This is a genomic window from Sulfurimonas sp., from assembly GCF_023229025.1.
Taxonomy (GTDB): Bacteria; Campylobacterota; Campylobacteria; order Campylobacterales; family Sulfurimonadaceae; genus Sulfurimonas.
This window is the reverse complement of record NZ_JALOAA010000001.1, coordinates 90,104-109,021: the sequence shown is the minus strand read 5'-3', so window position 1 is coordinate 109,021 and position 18,918 is coordinate 90,104. Positions and strand designations below refer to the sequence as shown.

General features: G+C 35.5%; 20 protein-coding genes. 6 read left to right on the top strand and 14 right to left on the bottom strand.

What is annotated here, in order from left to right; translation table 11 throughout:
• The first annotated feature begins 46 nt into the window (after window positions 1-46).
• The 6 genes from M0Q20_RS00570 to M0Q20_RS00545 all read left to right on the top strand — a co-directional run bounded on the left by M0Q20_RS00570 (window position 47) and on the right by M0Q20_RS00545 (window position 5,151).
• Window positions 47-865 (top strand): thiamine-phosphate kinase, encoded by an 819-nt coding sequence (locus tag M0Q20_RS00570; RefSeq protein ID WP_295057576.1) that lies wholly within the window; start codon window positions 47-49, stop codon window positions 863-865.
• A 16-nt stretch (window positions 866-881) separates the two neighbouring features.
• A complete protein-coding gene (truD, locus tag M0Q20_RS00565; protein ID WP_295057573.1) occupies window positions 882-1,979 on the top strand; it encodes a tRNA pseudouridine(13) synthase TruD in 1,098 nt (365 codons plus the stop codon).
• Complete coding sequence (locus M0Q20_RS00560; protein ID WP_295057571.1) at window positions 1,972-2,790, top strand: phosphatidylserine decarboxylase; 819 nt, start codon at window positions 1,972-1,974, stop codon at window positions 2,788-2,790. The genes truD and M0Q20_RS00560 overlap by 8 nt, the downstream gene beginning before the upstream one ends.
• Window positions 2,791-2,881: 91 nt before the next feature.
• Window positions 2,882-3,244 (top strand): response regulator, encoded by a 363-nt coding sequence (locus M0Q20_RS00555; protein ID WP_295057568.1) that lies wholly within the window; start codon window positions 2,882-2,884, stop codon window positions 3,242-3,244.
• A gap of 12 nt (window positions 3,245-3,256) precedes the next feature.
• Window positions 3,257-3,871: a chemotaxis protein CheC gene (locus M0Q20_RS00550; RefSeq protein ID WP_295057565.1), complete on the top strand. Its 615-nt coding sequence runs from the start codon at window positions 3,257-3,259 to the stop codon at window positions 3,869-3,871.
• Window positions 3,871-5,151, top strand: coding sequence for a diguanylate cyclase (locus tag M0Q20_RS00545; protein WP_295057562.1), 1,281 nt, complete (start codon window positions 3,871-3,873; stop codon window positions 5,149-5,151). The genes M0Q20_RS00550 and M0Q20_RS00545 overlap by 1 nt, the downstream gene beginning before the upstream one ends.
• Window positions 5,152-5,182: 31 nt before the next feature.
• Here the strand turns inward: M0Q20_RS00545 and ychF are convergent, their stop codons facing one another.
• The 14 genes from ychF to folD all read right to left on the bottom strand — a co-directional run bounded on the left by ychF (window position 5,183) and on the right by folD (window position 18,884).
• Complete coding sequence (ychF, locus tag M0Q20_RS00540) at window positions 5,183-6,283, bottom strand: redox-regulated ATPase YchF (RefSeq protein WP_295057559.1); 1,101 nt, start codon at window positions 6,281-6,283, stop codon at window positions 5,183-5,185.
• Window positions 6,284-6,352: 69 nt separating this feature from the next.
• Window positions 6,353-6,853 (bottom strand): ribonuclease HI, encoded by a 501-nt coding sequence (locus M0Q20_RS00535; protein WP_295057556.1) that lies wholly within the window; start codon window positions 6,851-6,853, stop codon window positions 6,353-6,355.
• Between the two features lie 22 nt (window positions 6,854-6,875).
• Window positions 6,876-7,721, bottom strand: a complete 846-nt coding sequence (gene zupT / locus M0Q20_RS00530; protein WP_295057553.1) for a zinc transporter ZupT — start codon at window positions 7,719-7,721, stop codon at window positions 6,876-6,878.
• 55 nt (window positions 7,722-7,776) lie between these two features.
• Window positions 7,777-9,720 carry an EAL domain-containing protein gene (locus M0Q20_RS00525; RefSeq protein WP_295057550.1) on the bottom strand — a complete coding sequence of 648 codons (1,944 nt, stop codon included), beginning with the start codon at window positions 9,718-9,720 and terminating at the stop codon, window positions 7,777-7,779.
• A gap of 71 nt (window positions 9,721-9,791) precedes the next feature.
• Window positions 9,792-10,337, bottom strand: coding sequence for a hypothetical protein (locus M0Q20_RS00520; RefSeq protein WP_295057548.1), 546 nt, complete (start codon window positions 10,335-10,337; stop codon window positions 9,792-9,794).
• A complete protein-coding gene (locus M0Q20_RS00515) occupies window positions 10,338-12,410 on the bottom strand; it encodes a TonB-dependent receptor plug domain-containing protein (RefSeq protein ID WP_295057544.1) in 2,073 nt (690 codons plus the stop codon).
• Between the two features lie 130 nt (window positions 12,411-12,540).
• Window positions 12,541-13,953: a leucyl aminopeptidase gene (locus M0Q20_RS00510; protein WP_295057541.1), complete on the bottom strand. Its 1,413-nt coding sequence runs from the start codon at window positions 13,951-13,953 to the stop codon at window positions 12,541-12,543.
• A 17-nt stretch (window positions 13,954-13,970) separates the two neighbouring features.
• Window positions 13,971-15,194 (bottom strand): tryptophan synthase subunit beta, encoded by a 1,224-nt coding sequence (gene trpB / locus M0Q20_RS00505; protein ID WP_295057538.1) that lies wholly within the window; start codon window positions 15,192-15,194, stop codon window positions 13,971-13,973.
• Window positions 15,194-15,742, bottom strand: a complete 549-nt coding sequence (locus tag M0Q20_RS00500; protein ID WP_295057535.1) for an adenine phosphoribosyltransferase — start codon at window positions 15,740-15,742, stop codon at window positions 15,194-15,196. Before M0Q20_RS00500 ends, trpB begins: the two co-directional genes overlap by 1 nt.
• Window positions 15,743-15,751: 9 nt before the next feature.
• Window positions 15,752-16,084 carry a hypothetical protein gene (locus tag M0Q20_RS00495; RefSeq protein ID WP_295057532.1) on the bottom strand — a complete coding sequence of 111 codons (333 nt, stop codon included), beginning with the start codon at window positions 16,082-16,084 and terminating at the stop codon, window positions 15,752-15,754.
• A gap of 18 nt (window positions 16,085-16,102) precedes the next feature.
• Window positions 16,103-16,540 carry a ribose 5-phosphate isomerase B gene (gene rpiB, locus M0Q20_RS00490; RefSeq protein WP_295057529.1) on the bottom strand — a complete coding sequence of 146 codons (438 nt, stop codon included), beginning with the start codon at window positions 16,538-16,540 and terminating at the stop codon, window positions 16,103-16,105.
• 12 nt (window positions 16,541-16,552) lie between these two features.
• Window positions 16,553-17,230, bottom strand: a complete 678-nt coding sequence (locus M0Q20_RS00485; protein WP_295057526.1) for a site-2 protease family protein — start codon at window positions 17,228-17,230, stop codon at window positions 16,553-16,555.
• Entirely contained in the window at window positions 17,217-18,026 is an 810-nt protein-coding gene (gene lepB, locus M0Q20_RS00480) for a signal peptidase I (RefSeq protein ID WP_295057524.1), read from the bottom strand. The genes M0Q20_RS00485 and lepB overlap by 14 nt, the downstream gene beginning before the upstream one ends.
• Window positions 18,027-18,884 (bottom strand): bifunctional methylenetetrahydrofolate dehydrogenase/methenyltetrahydrofolate cyclohydrolase FolD, encoded by an 858-nt coding sequence (gene folD, locus M0Q20_RS00475; RefSeq protein ID WP_295057521.1) that lies wholly within the window; start codon window positions 18,882-18,884, stop codon window positions 18,027-18,029. It lies immediately after the preceding gene.
• Window positions 18,885-18,918: the final 34 nt, after the last annotated feature.

Genomic DNA, 18,918 nt, shown 5'->3' with positions numbered 1-18,918 from the left:
TATATATTGGCTTTAATAGTAACTTAAGGCAATTTAAGAAGTTTATTTGAATTTAGAAAATTATTTTATATCTCAGTTTAAAAACGCTCATATCGGAGATGATGGAGCATTAATAGACGATACTGTTTACTCCAAAGATGCTTTTTTTGAAGGCATTCACTTTAAAAGAGAGTGGATGAGCTACTATCAAATTGCAGCTAAGGCGATGAGTGTAAATATCTCAGATGCTATTGCCATGAACGCAAAACCAAAATATGCTCTGCTTAGTGTTGCCATGCCTCCTTACATGACAATGGCGCAGATGAGAGAGCTGGTATCGGGATTTCAAGAGACTGCTGCTAAATACGGTATCGAGATAATCGGCGGAGATACCATCAAGAATACCAAACTCGATATCACTGTAACAGTAGTCTCAAAAACTATCAAGCCTCTTATGAGAAAGGGTCTTAGACGTGGTCACATGGTTGCATACAGTGGAGAGCTTGGCAGAAGTGCAAAAGATTTAAAGAGATTACTAAATTTAGGAAATATTCACAAGAACTCAAAATTTGTCAATATAAAACTAAGAGATAAGTTTGTATCGAAATGTTCTCGTTATCTTAGCTGCGGTATGGATATATCGGATGGTCTTTTTAGTGATTTAGGTAAGCTCTCTTCGGTAAATAGAATGGGTTTTAAATTTTGCAGACATGTGCCAAAGAGAGTAGGTTGTAGCGGCGAAGAGTATGAGATGCTTTTTGCTTTTGACAAACGAAACACAAAGAGCGTTCTAAGAGTTGCAAAACTATGTAGAACACCTATAACTATTGTTGCGCAAAGCGTTAGAAAAAGTTATAAAAATAGATGCAAAGCGCATCATTTTTAAAAATATTAGGATTATTATGGATAGATTTTATTCGCTGGGACACTCAAGTATAGATTTTCATTTTAAGCAGACTCCGCGTGATTTCGTTGTTGAAGAGATACCGCTTTATGAGTTTAGCGGCGAAGGTGAGCATTTAGTTCTTTTTGTTAGAAAAAAAGGCATATCGACTCTTGAACTTGTCTCTATGATTGCAAAGTATCTAGGGATACAAAACAGAGAGATAGGTTATGCAGGACTAAAAGATAAACATGCCATGACAAAGCAGTATATATCTTTACATAAAAAACATGAAGCAAAAATGGATGAGTTTGAACATGAAGATATTAAGATATTATCCAAAACATACCACAATAACAAGATTAGAATAGGGCATCTAACCGGCAATAGATTTTATATTAAATTAAAAAAAGTAAATCCTACATCGGCACAAAAAATAGATGAAGCTCTGAAAAATATAGCAAAGTTTGGTATGCCTAACTTTTTTGGTTATCAGCGTTTTGGAACTGACGGCAATAACCATATTGACGGCAAAAAGATTGCTAAAGGTGAAAAAAAAGAGCGTAACCCAAAGATAAAAAAGCTTCTTATCAGTGCTTATCAGAGCCATTTGTTTAATCTGTGGCTAAGCAGAAGACTTGAGATAAACACTCTAGTGCAAAATTTTGATACAAAAGAGCTTGGGTCCCTGCTGAATATACCAGAGAGCGAACTAATCAAAATGAAGGCTCAGAAACACCCCTTTAAGCTTATCAGCGGGGATATTATGGAGCACTATCCATATGGCAGGCTGTTTGATTTTGATGCAAGTGAGCACGATTTTAAGAGATTTAATGAGAAAGATATATCTGTCACGGGACTGCTTTGCGGTAAAAAGGCAAAGCTCTCTTCTGATATAGCTAGAACTATTGAAAAAGAGTTTGACGATGAGATAAATGCTGATGGCGCAAGAAGATATGCTTGGGTATATCCGGAGGGTGTCGAGGGGAGATTTAAGAATCAAGAGGCTCAGTATGAACTCAATTTTTCGCTTCCCAAAGGTTCTTATGCCACGGTTTTACTAGAAGAGATAGCAAAGCGTAAGCTTTTTGAGAAGAAGGAGAGAATAGATGAGTAGAGATATAACTTCGGCAGTTTCGCAACTTTTTGGAAAATTTGCAAGCAAAGAGTTTGCAAAACCGATTCAAAAGTTCATAAACAGCTCATATGTAAATATTATGGGTCTTGATATGAGTGAGTTTAGCTCCCCTGAGACTTACAGCACTCTTAATGCTCTATTTACAAGGAAGCTAAGAGAGGATAGAGCTTACTCTCTTGATGGAGGAGATTTTATATCTCCATGTGACTCCTTTATTACTGAGTGCGGAGATTTACAAGAGGAGTATGCTCTTCAGATAAAAGGGATGAAATATAAAACCGATGAGCTCATAGGAGAACACTTTACAAAAGAGGAGAGGGAGATAGTAAGCAACGGAACTTTTATAAACTTCTATCTATCCCCAAAAGATTACCATCGCTATCACATTCCTACCAACATAAAGGTGCTAAAAACAGCTCATATTCCCGGTAAGTTTTATCCGGTTAATATACCTTCTCTTAAAAAAAGGATAAACCTTTTTGTAGAGAATGAGAGAGTTGTCATATTGTGTGAAACAACAACGAAAAAAAGATTTTATATGGTTTTAGTAAGCGCACTTAACGTAGGTGTCATGCAGGTCTCATTTGAGCCAAAAATAAAAACAAATGCTGATGCAGAAAATAGCACTCTCTACTCTTATGAGGAGTTATATCTAAACAAGGGTGATGATTTTGGTTGTTTTGAGATGGGCTCTACTATAGTAATATTAGCCCAGCATAATATGCTTGAACTTGGTATTAAAGCTGATGAACATGTGAGATACGGCGATACGATTGCAAAATTAAAATAATAAAAAGATTCAAAGCTATAATGCCTAGTTAATTAAAAATATCTTACAATCCATTTATAAAAAGATAAATAGCGCAAGGAGGATATATATATTGAAGGTCTTAGTTGTAGATGACTCAAAAATTGCGAGAATGGGAGTTATAAAAAGCATCAAAGAGGTTTATCCCAATGCCCAACTTCTCCAAGCAATAAACGGTCTTGAGGCTGTAGAGCTTTATGAAAAAGAGAATCCGGATGTTGTTTTTTTAGATCTTACAATGCCTGTTATGGACGGATATGAGGCTCTTGGGAAGATTATGGAGATAAACAAGGAGGCTCAAGTTATAGTTATAACTGCTGATATCCAAAATGAGGCAAAACTAAGAGTTTTAGTTGCGGGCGCAAAAAATATGTATCCAAAGCCTATAAATGGTGAAATAATGGCAAAAATATTTAAACAAGATATATTATTATAAAAGGTAAAAATATTGAATTTAGAATTTAATGAGGATCAGATTGATGCATTAAGAGAGTTTATGAATGTCTCTATTGGTGCTGCTACGGCAAGTATGGCAAATTTGCTGGATGCTTTTGGTACTATGCATATACCTAAGATAGAGATTTGTAATAGTGATGAATTGGCAGATAAGATTGAAGCATCAATAGACTCTAATTCCATGTATTTTGTTATTAAACAGCTATTTACAGGTAAGTTTGGCGGGGAGTGTATGTTTGTTATAAGCCAAGAGTCGGCACTGAATTTAGGGAACTATCTATATAATGCAAAGAACTCCTCTTATGATGATATTAGCGATGCCGTCTTAGAGCTAACTAATATTTTGACTTCAACAATAATTAGCAGGCTTACGCAGGAGCTAGATACGCAAGTTCAATTTTTTGTTCCATCTCTACAGTTTTTAGATTCAACTTCTGTAGTAAGTGATGATGATGTTGCAGAGTACTCAAAAATTATTATAATAAGCACCGTTTTAGATTTTGAAGATAAGCAAATTAAAGGCAATATATATGTTCTTACAAAAGATAAAGCTATAGAGAGTTTAAAAATCTTAATAGATAAAAAAATAGAAGAGATTTACGGATAATGGAGATTAATTGTCCTGATGTACTGCTAGACTCACTAGAAAATGGGCATATGGTAGTTGATGAAAACTTTATTGTGAGTTACTGGAATAGATGGCTTAGTATAAATACCCAAATTCATAAAGATGAGATAATTGGCAAAAGTTTAGAGGAGTTTTATCCTGAGATTAACTACAGAGTTCTTCAAAGAAAAATAAAAACTGCTCTTTCTATCGGTACACCAACCTTTTATGATGCCAACAGCAGTAAGAAATTTATACCGATTAATCGCAATAAAGTGACAACTTCCTCACTAAAGCTTATGCAGCAACAAGTAACAATCTCTCCATATATAGTTTCACAAAATAGAGTTATGGTCTCTATTTATGACATAAGTGAACTCTTTGAAGCAAAACTTTTAATTAAAAAAGAGATGCGCACGATTAATAAATTAAATGAAAAACTAGAAGCTGATAGAGAAATTATCGATAAGAATATTATGGTAATTAAAACTTCATCAACCGGAATTATTAAAGATGTAAGCACATTTTTTTGTGACTATTTTGAAATGGAAAAAGAGCATCTTGTAGGAGAAAATATATCTATTTTTAAAGTAGCAGATATCTCTAATATTATCTATAGAGAACTTGTGCAAACAGTTCAAAATAAAAAGTCTTGGAACGGGGAGTTAAAGTACAAGACTTTAAGTGGACAAGAGAAATGGTTTCAAACTAGAGTACTGCCTATTTTTAACGCACATGGGGAGCTACATGAGTTTAGTGCCGTATGTCATGATATTACAAATGAAAAACTTCTTGCCCAGCTTTATATAACGGATTCTCTTACAAAATTATATAATCGAGCTCATTTTGATGAGACGATAAACCTGCTTGTAAAACATAAAAGGAAAACAGATATTGATTTTGTTTTGGCTATCGTAGATATAGATCATTTTAAGTCTATAAATGACACCTATGGTCATCAGGTCGGTGATGAGGCGCTTATAGCCATAGCAAAAACTCTTAAAAACTCAATTAGAGAGGATGATTTGCTTGCAAGATGGGGAGGTGAAGAGTTTGTCATTATGCTAAAAAATGTAACCCTAGAAGAAGCAAAAAATATTATAGAAAAAGTCAGGGTAAATATAGAACAAAGTGTTATTAATAATAATATAAAAGTTACCGCATCTTTTGGTTTAACAAGATATATTTTTGGTGAAGATGCAAAAGAGATATTTAAAAGAGTGGATGACGCTCTCTATAAAGCAAAAAATAGCGGAAGAAACAGGGTAGTAGTAAAATAGTTATGCGCAAGTGACCTCTATATGAGGCCTGCTATACGTTAAATCTAAAGTGCATGACATCTCCATCTTGTACGATGTACTCTTTGCCTTCTAAACGCATTTTCCCTGCCTCTTTTGCTCTGTTTTCTCCACCACATGCAATAAAATCACTGTATGAGATAACCTCTGCACGGATAAATCCTTTTTCAAAGTCATTGTGGATTACGGCTGCAGCCTTTGGTGCGGTAGTGTTTTTGCGAATTGTCCAAGCACGAACCTCTTTTACACCGGCTGTAAAGTAACTCATAAGACCAAGCTTGTCAAAACCTTTTTGGATTATCTGATTAAGACCTGATTCGACAACGCCAAGAGAGCTTAAAAACTCATCTGCTTCATCATCTTCAAGACCAACTAACTCCTCTTCAATTTTTGCACATAGTTTTATCAGCTCACAGTTGTTTTTAGCTGCATGCTCTTTAAGGTCAAGAACATATTGGCTATCTTCAAGCAGACCATCTTCGTCAACATTTGCACCGTACATAATCTCTTTACCTGTTAATAGCCTAACTTCATTGTTTAGCTGCTTGTACTCATCACTATCTGCTTTTGGAAAGTTTTTAGCGAGATTTCCATCAGCTAAAAACTCTAAAAGCTCTTCTGCTAGAGTCAAAAGAGAAGCTGCGCTCTTATCTGTTTTAGCCTGTTTTTTTAATCTATCGGCTCTGTTTTGCAAAACTTCTATATCGGCTAAAATAAGTTCTCCCTCAATAATCTCAACATCTCGAAGCGGGTGAATGTTTCCCTCGGTATGAACAATGTTTTCATCTTCAAAGCATCTTACAATATGCAAAATAACCTCTGTTTCTCGAATATTTGATAAAAATTTATTTCCCAGTCCCTCACCTTTGCTCGCACCTTTTACCAAACCTGCAATATCTACAAAATCAAGAGTTGAGTATTGAATACGCTCAGGCTTTACTATTTTTGCAAGCTCTTGGAGTCTAGAATCCGGAACAGGTACTACTGCTTTGTTTGGCTCTATCGTACAAAATGGATAGTTTGCTGCCTCTGCGTTTTGTGCTTTTGTTAGTGCATTAAAAGTTGTTGATTTTCCTACATTTGGAAGTCCTACTAGACCTATACTTAAACCCATAATTTGCCTTTGTTTATTGCTATTTTATACTTTTTTGTAATTCTAGCTAAAATATGCAAAGAGAACACTTTAAGAACCAAGTGCACCCCTAAGAGCCTCTCTTGATGCTCTGTCAACGAGAGTAAAATATCTATCTGCATAATCTTTATCTTCGCTCTTTTTATGCCCTTTGATTTTTATAAATTCACACTCGTAAAGATCTGTAAGTTCATAAAATTTTTTATACAACTCGTGGTTTTTTATAAGAGTGCCTTTTTTTGTCATATAGTTATTTTTTTTGATTCTCTCCTCTCTATCTTTTAGGTTTATTGTATTTTGAGAATCAGTATATACGATTATCTTTGAATCTTTTGTCGGTATTTTTTCTAATGCCCACAAGAGAGTCTCTAGCTCAAGTTTAGATGAAGTTGTATTTTCAAATCTTTTTACTTTTATATCTAATTTTTTTGGCGGAGCTCTAAGTTCATACTCACCTAGGAGAAGGTATGCCCCGTATCCTACATTGGTCTTTGGATTTACACTTGCATCTGTAAACAAAAAAAGTGTCGGTTTGTCAATATCTACATACATATCAGAAATATTTTCCTCTGTTTTATATAAGCTTAAAACTAATTAGACTTATCGCCATGACGAGCATGCCGATGGTGATTCCAGCTATTGTTGTGTGGGCATTTCCGTAAACTCTTGCAGCAGGGAGAAGCTCATCAAACGAGATGTAAACCATTATTCCTGCTACAAGACCAAAAGTGATTCCAAGTGTTGCACCTCCCATGAATGGAAAGAGCAGAAAAAATCCTACAAGTGCACCTACAGGCTCTGCTAATCCTGAGAGAGTTGCATACCAAAATGCACTTTTTTTATCTCCTGTGGCATGATAAATAGGCAAAGATACCGCCATACCTTCAGGGATATTGTGAATCGCTATTGCAAAGGCGATTGTAATACCGAGCGTAGGATTTTCAAGCGCGGAGATAAAAGTGGCAAACCCTTCCGGAAAATTGTGTATCGCGATGGCAAGAGCGGTAAAAATACCTGTTCGCTTAAGCGTTGAGTTTTTTATTATAGAACTCTTGCTGTGAGGCTTAAGCTCCAAGAGTTCACTGCTACTTTTTGTCTCATGTGGATTTACATCCTCTGGAATTGCTTTATCTATGAGAGCGGTTAGTGCAATTCCTGCAAAAAATGATAAGACCATAAAAGAGTCTCCTAAAATCTCGCTTGAGTAAAACTCTGTAAAGGACTCTTTTGATTTTACCAAGATTTCCATAAAGGATACGTATATCATCACGCCTGCAGAAAAACCCATCCCCATTGACAAAATAGTGTAGTTTTTACTTTTTGAAAAAAATGCCAAGAGTGCACCTATTGAAGTTGAAAGCCCAGCAAGTAGAGTAAGCATAAAGGCAAATAAAAAGGTTTCAAATGATATATCTTGCATGTTAGGATTATATGATTTTAAAAATAAATTATGCCTTTATTTTTACTTAAAAAATTTAATTGTTAATGGTGTTTTTTTGGGGTTCAGAAAGATAGTATCCTTGAGTACGATCAATATTGAGCTCTTTGACTTTTTGAAAAATTTCTTTGTTGTGAACAAACTCTGCAACTGTCAGCAGGTTTAATCTCTTTGCAAAATCTACAATCGTCTCAACTATTATCTGTGCACTTATATCTTTGTCAAGATTTTTTATTAATGTACCGTCAATCTTTATATAATTAACATTTAGTTTAAGAAGATGCTCAAAATTTGAGTACCCGCTTCCAAAGTCATCAACCGCAATTCTGCATCCAAGTTTTTTCATCTGGGTAATAAACGCAAAGACCTCTTCATACTTTTCTATGCCTTCTGATTCTAGTATCTCAAAAATAATTCTGTTTTCTACGTTGTGTGTTTGTATTTTTTCTTTTATAAAATTTACAATATCTTTATCAAGTATATCCTCAACCGATAAGTTGATTGAAAAATCATAGTTGAGATGCTCAAAATAGATACAGCTTTTTTCAATCATAATCTTTGTAAGGGTACTGTATAACCTGCTTTTTTTGGCAATATTTAAAAAAAAGTATGGGCTAATAACGTTACCATCATCATCAATCAAACGGATAAGAGACTCATAGCTAGCAATCTCATCTGTGTAGTTATTGAATATAGGTTGAAAATATGGAACAATTTTGTCATGTTTGATTGCTTTTTTTAGCTTTCTTACCCACTCCATATTTTTTTTGTATACATCTTCTATATTTAGCTTTTCATCATAAAGTAAGAAAGGTTTCTGCTCTTTTTTTGCCGATTTTAAAGCTATGTCCGCTTTTTCTAAAGCACCTTCTATCTGGTATGCTCCTCCAATTGTAACTCTTATGCTTATCTCGTTTTTTTCATGGAAAAAAATCATTTTTTCCACATCCTTAATTAACTTTTCTGCTATGTATATAAACTCTTGAAGCGGAGGTTTTTGCGTAAAGAGCAGAGCAAACTCATCCCCCGAGAGGCGCTTTAGATTGATGAACTCACTATCTTTAAATATACTTTTGAGCCTATTTGAGAACTTTTTTAAAATTCCATCGCCTGCGACATGTCCAAAAAAATCATTAATCTCTTTAAAGTCGTCAATATTGATTATAAGTAAAGCTCCATCTTCTATCTTGGCAATTTCATGAAAAATACTAAATCTATTTGGCAGTCCCGTTAGTGAGTCCATATATAACTGCATACTAAGTTCGAGAGTTTTTTCATTAACCTTCTCTTCAAGAAAGTGATTTATGTTTTCTTGTTTTTTTGAGTATTGAAGAATTTTTTTCTGCATATTGTTAAGAGTATTGGATATTAATCCAATTTCATTATTTTGTGATGAAAAAGGGACCTCAATATTTTTATTAACAGAGTAGCCTTTGAGTAGTTTTGATATCTCTCTTAGTGGAAAGAGAAGTTTTTTTACATAAAGACCAAAGAAAATAAAGAGTATTACAAGAGTAAATACAAGCATAAGTGTTAAATTTTTATATTTTGCTATAAGCTCATTGTATCCCTTGTTTGAGTAAGTAAGAACTAATTCACCGATTGTTTTTGTCGTATTTGGTTGAGTTATAGCTCTTTTTATAACAAAAAAGTCTTTAGCACTACTTTTGTGCTCTTTTGACTCAACATAGCCTATTAATTTATCATTTTTTAATACTTTTACAGCAAGAATATTTGGATTTTCTGTAAGCTGGAGTATTGTTTGGTTGATTCTCTCCTCCATGCCTAGGTAGATATTAACAGCTATTAACGGTTCAATGGTTTGTGCAATAATATCAGCCTTTTCAATCTCTATTTGGTGAAATGCTTCTTTGTTGATTTTGCTAGAAATTATAAAAACTACTAAAGTAATGATAAGTGATACAAAAGCTATAGAAAATACTATTTTATTAGAGAGCGAACTAAATTTTTTTTTATTCATACAAGCACCTTAAGCCGTGTAGCTAGACTTTTTAAAGCTATTTTATCATATAAATAAGACTAATTTATACTTTAGATACTGTTTTTATCAATAAAGTTAACAATTTGGTAAAGCGAATCGACAAAATCAATTTTATTACTATTTAGATTCTCTTTATTTAGATATATGACGGCTGATTTCTCAAGCATCAAGGAGAACAAAAAACCACTCTTTAGATAGTTTATATCGTAAGCAAAAGTGATAATACCTTTTTTGTTTGCATATTTTGCAAGCTCTTGAACCTGAGTATCGGAATTAAGAATGTAAATTGCAGTTGCATCAGTTTTACTAGAGAACTCTGAAAATTCTACTAGGTTTATTTTAAAAGCATATTGGGTTGAAGTGTGCCTATAGTTTGATTCAATAAACTTTCCTATCTCAGAAGCTGTATAGTAATCACTCTTCTCATAAACAATAGTATATACAATCTTTCCATCAACAAGTTTTTCATAAAGTTTTTTATCAAGCATTATAATTTTTGGAAAGATTGAAGCTTGAGCTTTAAGTAGCAGTTTGTTGTACGTATAACCATAAGCATAGCTTGCTAAAATAAAAAAAAGAAGAGCAGCTCTTTTCATTTAAAACTCTTTTTTTAGAGTTACTAGGAAGGTTCTGCGCTCTTGTTCGTAATCTTGTGAATATGTATCTATTGCAGATGGAAACTTAACAGTGCTATTGAAAATATTTTTTATACTAAAAGTTAAACTAAAATCATGTTTGATATTTTTGTAGTGCATTGCAGTATCAAAAGTGGAGTATGCTTCTACCTTCTCGCGTCTATCCCCAAGAACTCTACTTTTTGAGCCAACATATTTAGCTATTGCGCTAAGAGACAACCCTCTGTCTATATTGTATATATAATACCCTTTTGCCAAGTGATGTGCAGCATTTGAGAGCGATTCGCTTCTATGTTCATCTTTTATATATGAATCCCCGGTTACATAGGAGTAGTTTAGGTATAGCTTATCAAGATTGGAGATATTTCCTTTGTACTCTATCTCAAATCCGTAAATGTCACTATCCATTGCATTCTTGTACTCTGGATTTGCAGATGAGTTGTATATCTGATCTTTATTTATAAGATAAAAAAGATTAGTTTTGACATGAGAGTCGCTAGAGAGTTTTTTAATATATGCCACTTCAAATGCATCTACTATCTCGGGCTCTAAGTTTGTGCTACCGACTCTTGCAAGATTGTTCATGGTAAACATCTCTTGCCAAGAAGCATTTCTGTGTGAACGGCTATAAATAGCCTTAAAAATATTTCCTGCATCCAACTGATATACCATAGAGACTCTAGGCTCTACTCCTGCATCCTTGTAAGAAGTCTCTTCATAGTTAAAGCCGTAGATAAAACTAAAATTATCGCTAAACCAAAACTCATCTTGTAGGGAGAATATGAATATATTTCGCTTTGCATTTTTGTCAAAAAATGGTAGTGTATCGCTATAGTCAACTAGTTCAACATCTCCTGTTGTTCTATTTGAGAGTTTTGAGACCATGTCAATCGTCTCTTCTCTTACAAGGCGGTATCCCATAGTTATTAAATGATTGTCAAATCCGTCGTATTTGACATAGAGTGAGTGATAGAGTGTCTGTTGAGCGGCAAAATGTTCCCCATATATTCCATCATTAAAAATTACATTACTCAAGTTTAAATCATCGGGAGCTAATTTTGAGTAGGAGTCAAATGCATCATACTTTATGCCCGTATCTACATTTAGCTCAAAATCTCCAACTTTTTTATCGTAGCCAATATCCAGATAGTAGCTAGGGAGTTTAACTCTGTCACTATTTTCAGGAAGCGCAAGGTTGATGCCGTATGCGCTCCCTTTTTCATGCTCAAGCACTCTTGCTTTTATAGAAAAGTCTTTATACTCAAGACTTAGTCCTAGTGAATACTCTTTGAGCCACACGGGAGCATCGCCGGATCTAGAGAGTGGAATATTGCTCGCACCTAAAGCTCCTAAAGATAGTCCGTCAGGACCTGACGGAAGCTTTTTATCATCCTCTTGATAGAAAAAATCAACAAAAAGTTTCAGCTCATCTGTTTTTAGAGTTTTAAAAAAACCGCCCATTTTATACTCAGATGAACCGTATTTAAAAATAAGCTTGTCGCTAGACTCAAATCCCTCAAAATCTTCTGCATACGTAATGACATTAATAGAACCTGCGTAGGCATTAACCCCATCAATCTTGCTTCCCGGACCCCTTACTACCTCTAATCGTTTAATCATCTCAATAGGAAGAAAGAGATATTCTGAGTAGGCATCAAAAAAAAGATTATTTACAGATACTCCGTCTATAAAGAGTTTTGACTGACCATATGAGAGGGAGTTTGAGCCTCTAAATATAGGTGTTTGATTATTAAAATTATCTGTTGTCATATCGACACCGGGAGTAAGTAGAAGTGCCTCTTTTAAGTTTGACACGCCAAGCTTCTCAAGCTCTTCACCTTGAAATACAGAGATAATATAGGGTTGATAGTTTTCATTTTGCTTTGTAACGGTTGCGACTCTATTAAATTGCTCCATCTCGTTATAGATTGACTCTAAGAGATCATTAGTTTGAGCATTTAGAGATGTAAAGCTAAAGATAAGAAGAAGGGTAAAGAATACTCTGTTGAGTGTAAATAAAATATTACGTTTCATATAACCTCTTCTATTTTTTATATTTATAGCATCTAATAGATACTAAGTATCCACACCATAAAATTTATAAGTTTTTTTTATTTAATATATTTAAATAACTATTAATGCAAACTGAAAGAAGAGGCTTTGATTATAAGCTTTTTAAATAGCCACACATAAGACGAACACCGGAACCTGTGGCACCGTAAACGTTACAATCCCATGGGGTCTCAGTATATGCGCTTCCTGCTATATCAAAATGCATCCACTTCTTTTTATTCTCATCACGAATGAATTTATCTAAAAAAAGTCCTGCAGTAATTGCCCCGCCGTAAGGCTTTGAAGCAGTGTTGCTTATATCTGCAATCTCACTCTTTAGAAGTTTTTTAAGATGCTTGTTAAATGGAAGTGAGCTTATTAACTCTCCCGTATCGCTGCCTGCACGGGAAATATCATGTTTTAATTTATGCGAATGACCCATAAGTCCTGTTGTGTATTGACCAAGAGCAATCATGCAGGCACCTGTGAGAGTTGCAAAGTCAAATATATAATCAGCACTTACAGCATCTTGAGCGTAGTCAAGGACGTCTGCTAAAACCAAACGTCCTTCTGCATCGGTGTTTCTAACCTCAATTGTAGTTTTGCTTCTTGATACAAGCACATCATCAGGCTTGTAAGCATCCCCGCCAACCATATTTTCAACTGCACCGATAAATGCATGAACTTCAATATCAAGCTTTAGCTCGCTTACTGCTTTAATCATCCCAAGAACTGCGCAAGCTCCAGCCTTATCCATCTTCATTGTAACCATTGAAGTAGCAGGTTTGAGGCTTAATCCGCCGCTATCGTATGTCAGCCCTTTACCAACTAGAGAGACTACCTTTTTAGGTTTTTTGGGCTTGTATGCCAGATGTATTAAAGCACTACCATGAATAGAAGCACGACCGACTGCAAGCATTGCATTCATATTCTCTTTTGCTAGGGCATCTTCTTGTAAAATTGTGCACTCAAGTGAATTTTCATCCGCTAGTTTTTGAGCTAGAGCAGATAGAGTTTGTGGATTTATCTCTTGTGGCGCTCTGTTTACAATATCACGTGTAAAACAAGTAGCGTTAGCCACTATAAGAGCTTCTTTAAAAATAGTCTCAAAAGCACTAAACTCAGGCTCATTAGATGCTATAGATATACTCTTTAGGGTTACTTTTTTAGGTTCTGATTTATACTCGTTAAACTCATAACCGCCTAAAACTATCCCCTCAACTAAAGCAGCAAGAGAGGATTTGCTAAGAGCAATTACTTTTGCAGATTTGTAGTTTGAGGATTTAAGTATCTTTATCATGCAAGCTGCTGCACTTCTTATATCATCGCCTTTTTTGCTATCTACACCACACAGCAAAACACCTTTTTCATATAAAAAACAGGTAGAATCCTGCTCGGCTTTAAAGCCTGCACTCTTTAATGTTTTAATCTCTTTATGCCCGCTTAACTCATCTTTTGTTAAAAACTCTATTAATATATCCGCATTAATATCGGATACTTTTTTTTCTACTAATTTAATATTCACAAATATTCCTCTTTGATTTAATTGTCGAAATTTAATAACTCTTTTGCCTGTATCATATCTTTGTCTCCACGGCCTGATAAGGTTACGATGATGAGTTTGTCTTTAATATCTGACATCTTTTTAAGATACGCTATCGCATGCGCACTCTCAAATGCCGGAATAATTCCCTCTTTTTGTGAGAGCCATACAAATGCACTTAGTGCCTCTTCATCTGTCGCATGGTCATATTTTACTGTTTTGTTGTCATGGTGAAATGAGTGCTCAGGTCCAATCCCCGGATAATCAAGTCCGGCACTTATGGAGTGAGCTTCAATTACTTGTCCATCTTCATCTTGAAGAAGGTAGCTCATCTGACCATGTAAAACACCGGGACGTCCCTGATTTAGCGAGCAACCATGTTGTCCGCTTGTTATGCCGTGGCCGCCGGCTTCTATGCCGATACACTCAACATCTTTATCTTCTAAAAAGTGCTGAAAAGAACCTATTGCGTTGCTGCCTCCGCCTATACATGCTATAACATGATCAGGCAGGCGATTCTCTTTTTCTAAAATCTGCGCTCTTGCTTCATAACCGATAATTGCCTGAAAGTCTCTTACCATCATAGGGTATGGGTGTGGACCGGCAACAGTTCCTATAATGTAAAAGGTGTCTCTTGTGTTTGTTACCCAGTGACGTATTGCTTCATTCATAGCATCTTTTAGGGTTTTGCTTCCACTCTGCACAGAGTTTACTTTTGCACCAAGAAGCTTCATGCGAAAGACATTAAGCTCTTGACGCGCAACATCTTTTGCACCCATAAATATCTCACACTCCAAATCTAAAAGTGCGCAGATAGTAGCAGTAGCAACACCATGTTGACCCGCACCCGTCTCAGCGATTATTTTTTTATACCCAAGTCTCTTTGCCATAAGTCCTTGAGTAATTACATTGTTTACTTTATGTGCTCCGGTATGGTTTAAATCTTCTCTTTTTAGGTATATCTTTGCACCGAGTTCATCAGATATATTTTTAGCATAGTAGAGCGGGGAGGGGCGACCTACATAATCTTTGAGGTAGTAATCTACCTCCTTCCAAAACTCTTTGTCAAAACGTATCTTTTTATACTCTTCTTGTAGCTTTAGGAGTGCCGGCATCAACGTTTCAGGAACGTACCTACCTCCAAAAGAAGCACTATTATCGGTAAAGGCTCCAAAATGACCATTTTCATCAGGATCAAATTTTGAAGCAGATGGCATATACATTATTTCACCTCAATCAAAGAGTATGTAGGAGTTGTTTTTCTCAACTCCTCTTGTGCATTTAAAAAGCTAAGAGCAACAATAAAACATGCTTCAACACAAGTCGCACCGGCTTGATTTATTAGTTTTGCCGAAGCGTTTGCTGTTCCTCCGGTTGCAATTAGATCATCAATAAGAAGTACGCGGGCACTTGGGATTTTACTAAAAGCATCTATATGAATCTCTACTTCATCTACACCATATTCAAGCGAATATTTCTCTCCTATTGTCGTATAAGGAAGCTTGCCTTTTTTGCGAATAGGAACAAATCCTACTCCAAGCATTTGTGCTAATGCAGCAGCAAATATAAACCCTCTTGCGTCAATGCCCGCTACAAAGTCTAAATTGTACTCTTTATATCTTTGATAGAGATGGTTCATAGTTACGCCGTAAGCTTCTTTGTCATTTAAAAGAGTAGTTATATCCTTAAATACAATACCTTGTTTTGGAAAATCTTTTATATCTCGGATTGAGTTCTCTATGATTCTTCTTTCTGTGTTGCTAAGTGTCATATTTTTTCCTTATATCAGGGCGTCTATGCGACCCTCTAGAGCTTTAATTTTATTATTGAGACGATCTGTCTCTTGCCTATATTTGGTATTTCTCTGCTTTAGTACTTTGAGTTCATTCTTCTGTTTTGTCAACTCATCACTTAAAATATCAACGTTTCCAAGAGCCCTCTGTAGTTGAATCTGATACTTTCTAATGAGTATCTCCGCCTCTTGAAGGGTTAGTTTCATTAAATCATTATTTCGCTGCTCTTTATTGGTGATGCTTTTAAAGTAAAACATCTTAACAAAAAGATAGACAGACAAGATAGATAGTATTGTTAAAAGTGACCATTCTAGAAACATAAGTTTTCCTTTTGCGTATTAAGAGTTAATTTTTTCGATTTTCTCTACTCTTTGTCTATGACGACCGCCCTCAAAGCTGTTTTTAATCCAAGCATCAACGATAGACTCACACACGCCTCTACCTATAATTCTTTCGCCAAAGCATAGTATATTTGCATCATTGTGCGCGCGGGCTACAGTTGCTGTGTAGGCGTCATGACAAAGTGCGGCACGAATACCGTTATATCTGTTTGCCGCCATGCTCATACCTATTCCGGAGCCGCAAATTAAGATGCCATGCGAGCTGTTATCTACTAAAACTGCTTCACAAACCTTTGTGGCATAATCGGGGTAGTCAACCCTATCTTTTGAAAAAGGTCCCAAATCTACAACTTCATGACCTTTTTCTTTTAGTAGTTCAACCGTGTACTCTTTAAGCTCGATTCCTGCATGATCGGTAGCTATATAAAATTTCACCTTCTTCTCCTTTTATAATAATAACAGATTTAAAATCATCTGCACAGGCATCAGTAACAGATAATTTTTTAGCGGTGTCATCAAAATTATTAAAACTATAATTATTCCATATCTTTCATTTTTATAAAAGAACTCTGCTACGGAGTTTATTTTGTATTTTAGTGCGAGGTGCATAATAAAGTGCGCACCGTCAAATTGAGGTATAGGTAGGAGGTTAAAGACACCTAAGACAACGTTTATAATAAGCAACTGGAACATAAATAGATAAGCAAATATATAGATTAAACTGTCACTATTGTTTGGTTGAGACATGCTAAGTACAACAATAGAAGCTACTACTGCTAAGGTAAAGTTATAAACTATTCCTGCTAAATCAACTTGCATTGCGGCATTATAGCCACCTCTATTTAAAACTGTTCTCATATTAATAGGTACAGGTTTTGCCCACCCAAATAAAAATCCGCTCTCTCCCGTAAGAAGCATTGGTAAAAAATACATAGCCGCAGGTACTAAAATCGTACCGACTAAATCTATGTGAGAGATGGGGTTTATAGAGAGTCTGCCCGCATTTTTTGCGGTATTGTCTCCATACATGTAAGCGACCCATCCATGCATTATCTCATGCCCGACTATTGCTACTATAAGAGCAAGGACGGCAGCGGCAATTTTTAATAAATCAATAGATTCCATAATCGTCTTTATCTTTTGCTAATCTCTCTTGAACAGCTCTGTTTAAATGCTCAGGAGACTCTAAGTCGGTAGGTGATTTTCCTATACGATCCCATCTTATTTCCCAATCTTCATCAATCGAGAAGTAAACAAACCAAGGTGTTCCTTCTATATTTTCATAAGGAACAGCTCCCCAAAAACGGCTGTCGTTTGAGTGATCACGATTGTCACCCATCATAAAGTAGTGATCCTCATCAACCTTGATTGGAGCAAAGTTAAATATCGGCATCGGGTATTGTTCATTATATTTTATTTTTTCATCATGATGGATGCCGTGATGTTTTTTCATGTATGGATTTTTAACCCAGAGTTTCTCTGCAAAGATTACTATATCCTCTTTGTCAAAATTGCTCTTTATCCACTCATCGCCCTCGTTGTGATGAATATATAAATCTTTATTTGCCACAAAGAGTTCATCCCCGGGGAGCGCTACGCATCTTTTAACGAAGTGCTGTTTTGTATTGTGAGGAGGTCTAAATATTACAATATCTCCTCTTTGCGGTCTATCTCCGTCCATTAGACGAAGCTTGTCGCTCCAAGGCATTATAGATACTTCTAAAAACGGTAGGTGAGGCATAGGAATACCGTATGCAAATTTTTTGGCAAATAGGTGATCTCCTATAAGTAAGGAGTCCTTCATTGAGCCACTTGGAATCTTAAAAGCTTGCGCAATAAAAAATATAACAAATAGAACTATTACAATAGTTCCCGTCCATGAGTTTGAAAATTTGTATGCTTTGTGTAAAATCTCTTTCATCTACTCTCTTTCGTCTGCGTGTGCTTTTGTAGCTTTTAGCGTATTACTAAGAAGCATTGCTATTGTCATAGGTCCTACTCCACCCGGAACAGGAGTTATATATGAGCATTTTTTACTAACTCTATCAAAGTCCACATCGCCTACAAGAGTGCCGTCATTTGCACGATTTATACCTATATCAATAACAATAACGTCATCTTTTACCATATCCTCTTTAATTAGGTCTATTACGCCGACGCCAACAAACAAGATATCTGCCCTTAGTGTGTGTGTTTTTAAATCATCTGTAAAAATATGGCAAATCTCAACAGTTGCGTTAGCGTTTAAAAGTAGCGAAGCCATAGGTTTTCCTACTATGTTTGAGGCACCTACTACTACGCAGTTCTTTCCTTTTACATCTATGTTATATTCATGCAAAAGATTCATTACTCCTAGAGGAGTACATGGAACAAATCCGTCAAGTCCAGTTGTGAGTCTTCCCACATTGTATGGATGAAAGCCGTCAACATCTTTGCTTGGATCTACAAGCTCAAGTATCTTTGTTGTATCTATTTGCGGTGGAAGAGGGAGTTGAATCAAGATTCCGTCAATATTTGGGTTGTCATTCATCATGGTAATAGTCTTTTCTATTGCATCTTGTGAAATGTCATCGGGCATCTCATGAGTTACCGAGTAAAAACCAACCCTATCACACGCTTTTTTCTTCATTCTCACATAAGCCGCGCTTGCCGGATCTTGTCCAACTAAAATAACTGCAAGACCCGGAACTAACCCTGTATCGGCTTTTAAAATTTTTACTTCATCCGCAATCTCTTTTTCTACTTTTGCAGATAGCGCTTTTCCATCAAGAAGTTGCATTTAAACCTCATAATATTATTTTTTTGTTATTATA

Coding starts and splice junctions, on each gene's coding strand:
- truD (WP_295057573.1), top strand. CDS start 882: ATGGATAGATTTTATTCGCTGGGACACTCAAGTATAGATTTTCATTTT.
- M0Q20_RS00560 (WP_295057571.1), top strand. CDS start 1,972: ATGAGTAGAGATATAACTTCGGCAGTTTCGCAACTTTTTGGAAAATTT.
- M0Q20_RS00545 (WP_295057562.1), top strand. CDS start 3,871: ATGGAGATTAATTGTCCTGATGTACTGCTAGACTCACTAGAAAATGGG.
- ychF (WP_295057559.1), bottom strand. CDS start 6,283: ATGGGTTTAAGTATAGGTCTAGTAGGACTTCCAAATGTAGGAAAATCA.
- M0Q20_RS00535 (WP_295057556.1), bottom strand. CDS start 6,853: ATGTATGTAGATATTGACAAACCGACACTTTTTTTGTTTACAGATGCA.
- zupT (WP_295057553.1), bottom strand. CDS start 7,721: ATGCAAGATATATCATTTGAAACCTTTTTATTTGCCTTTATGCTTACT.
- M0Q20_RS00525 (WP_295057550.1), bottom strand. CDS start 9,720: ATGAATAAAAAAAAATTTAGTTCGCTCTCTAATAAAATAGTATTTTCT.
- M0Q20_RS00520 (WP_295057548.1), bottom strand. CDS start 10,337: ATGAAAAGAGCTGCTCTTCTTTTTTTTATTTTAGCAAGCTATGCTTAT.
- M0Q20_RS00515 (WP_295057544.1), bottom strand. CDS start 12,410: ATGAAACGTAATATTTTATTTACACTCAACAGAGTATTCTTTACCCTT.
- trpB (WP_295057538.1), bottom strand. CDS start 15,194: ATGTATATGCCATCTGCTTCAAAATTTGATCCTGATGAAAATGGTCAT.
- M0Q20_RS00500 (WP_295057535.1), bottom strand. CDS start 15,742: ATGACACTTAGCAACACAGAAAGAAGAATCATAGAGAACTCAATCCGA.
- M0Q20_RS00495 (WP_295057532.1), bottom strand. CDS start 16,084: ATGTTTCTAGAATGGTCACTTTTAACAATACTATCTATCTTGTCTGTC.
- M0Q20_RS00485 (WP_295057526.1), bottom strand. CDS start 17,230: ATGGAATCTATTGATTTATTAAAAATTGCCGCTGCCGTCCTTGCTCTT.
- lepB (WP_295057524.1), bottom strand. CDS start 18,026: ATGAAAGAGATTTTACACAAAGCATACAAATTTTCAAACTCATGGACG.
- folD (WP_295057521.1), bottom strand. CDS start 18,884: ATGCAACTTCTTGATGGAAAAGCGCTATCTGCAAAAGTAGAAAAAGAG.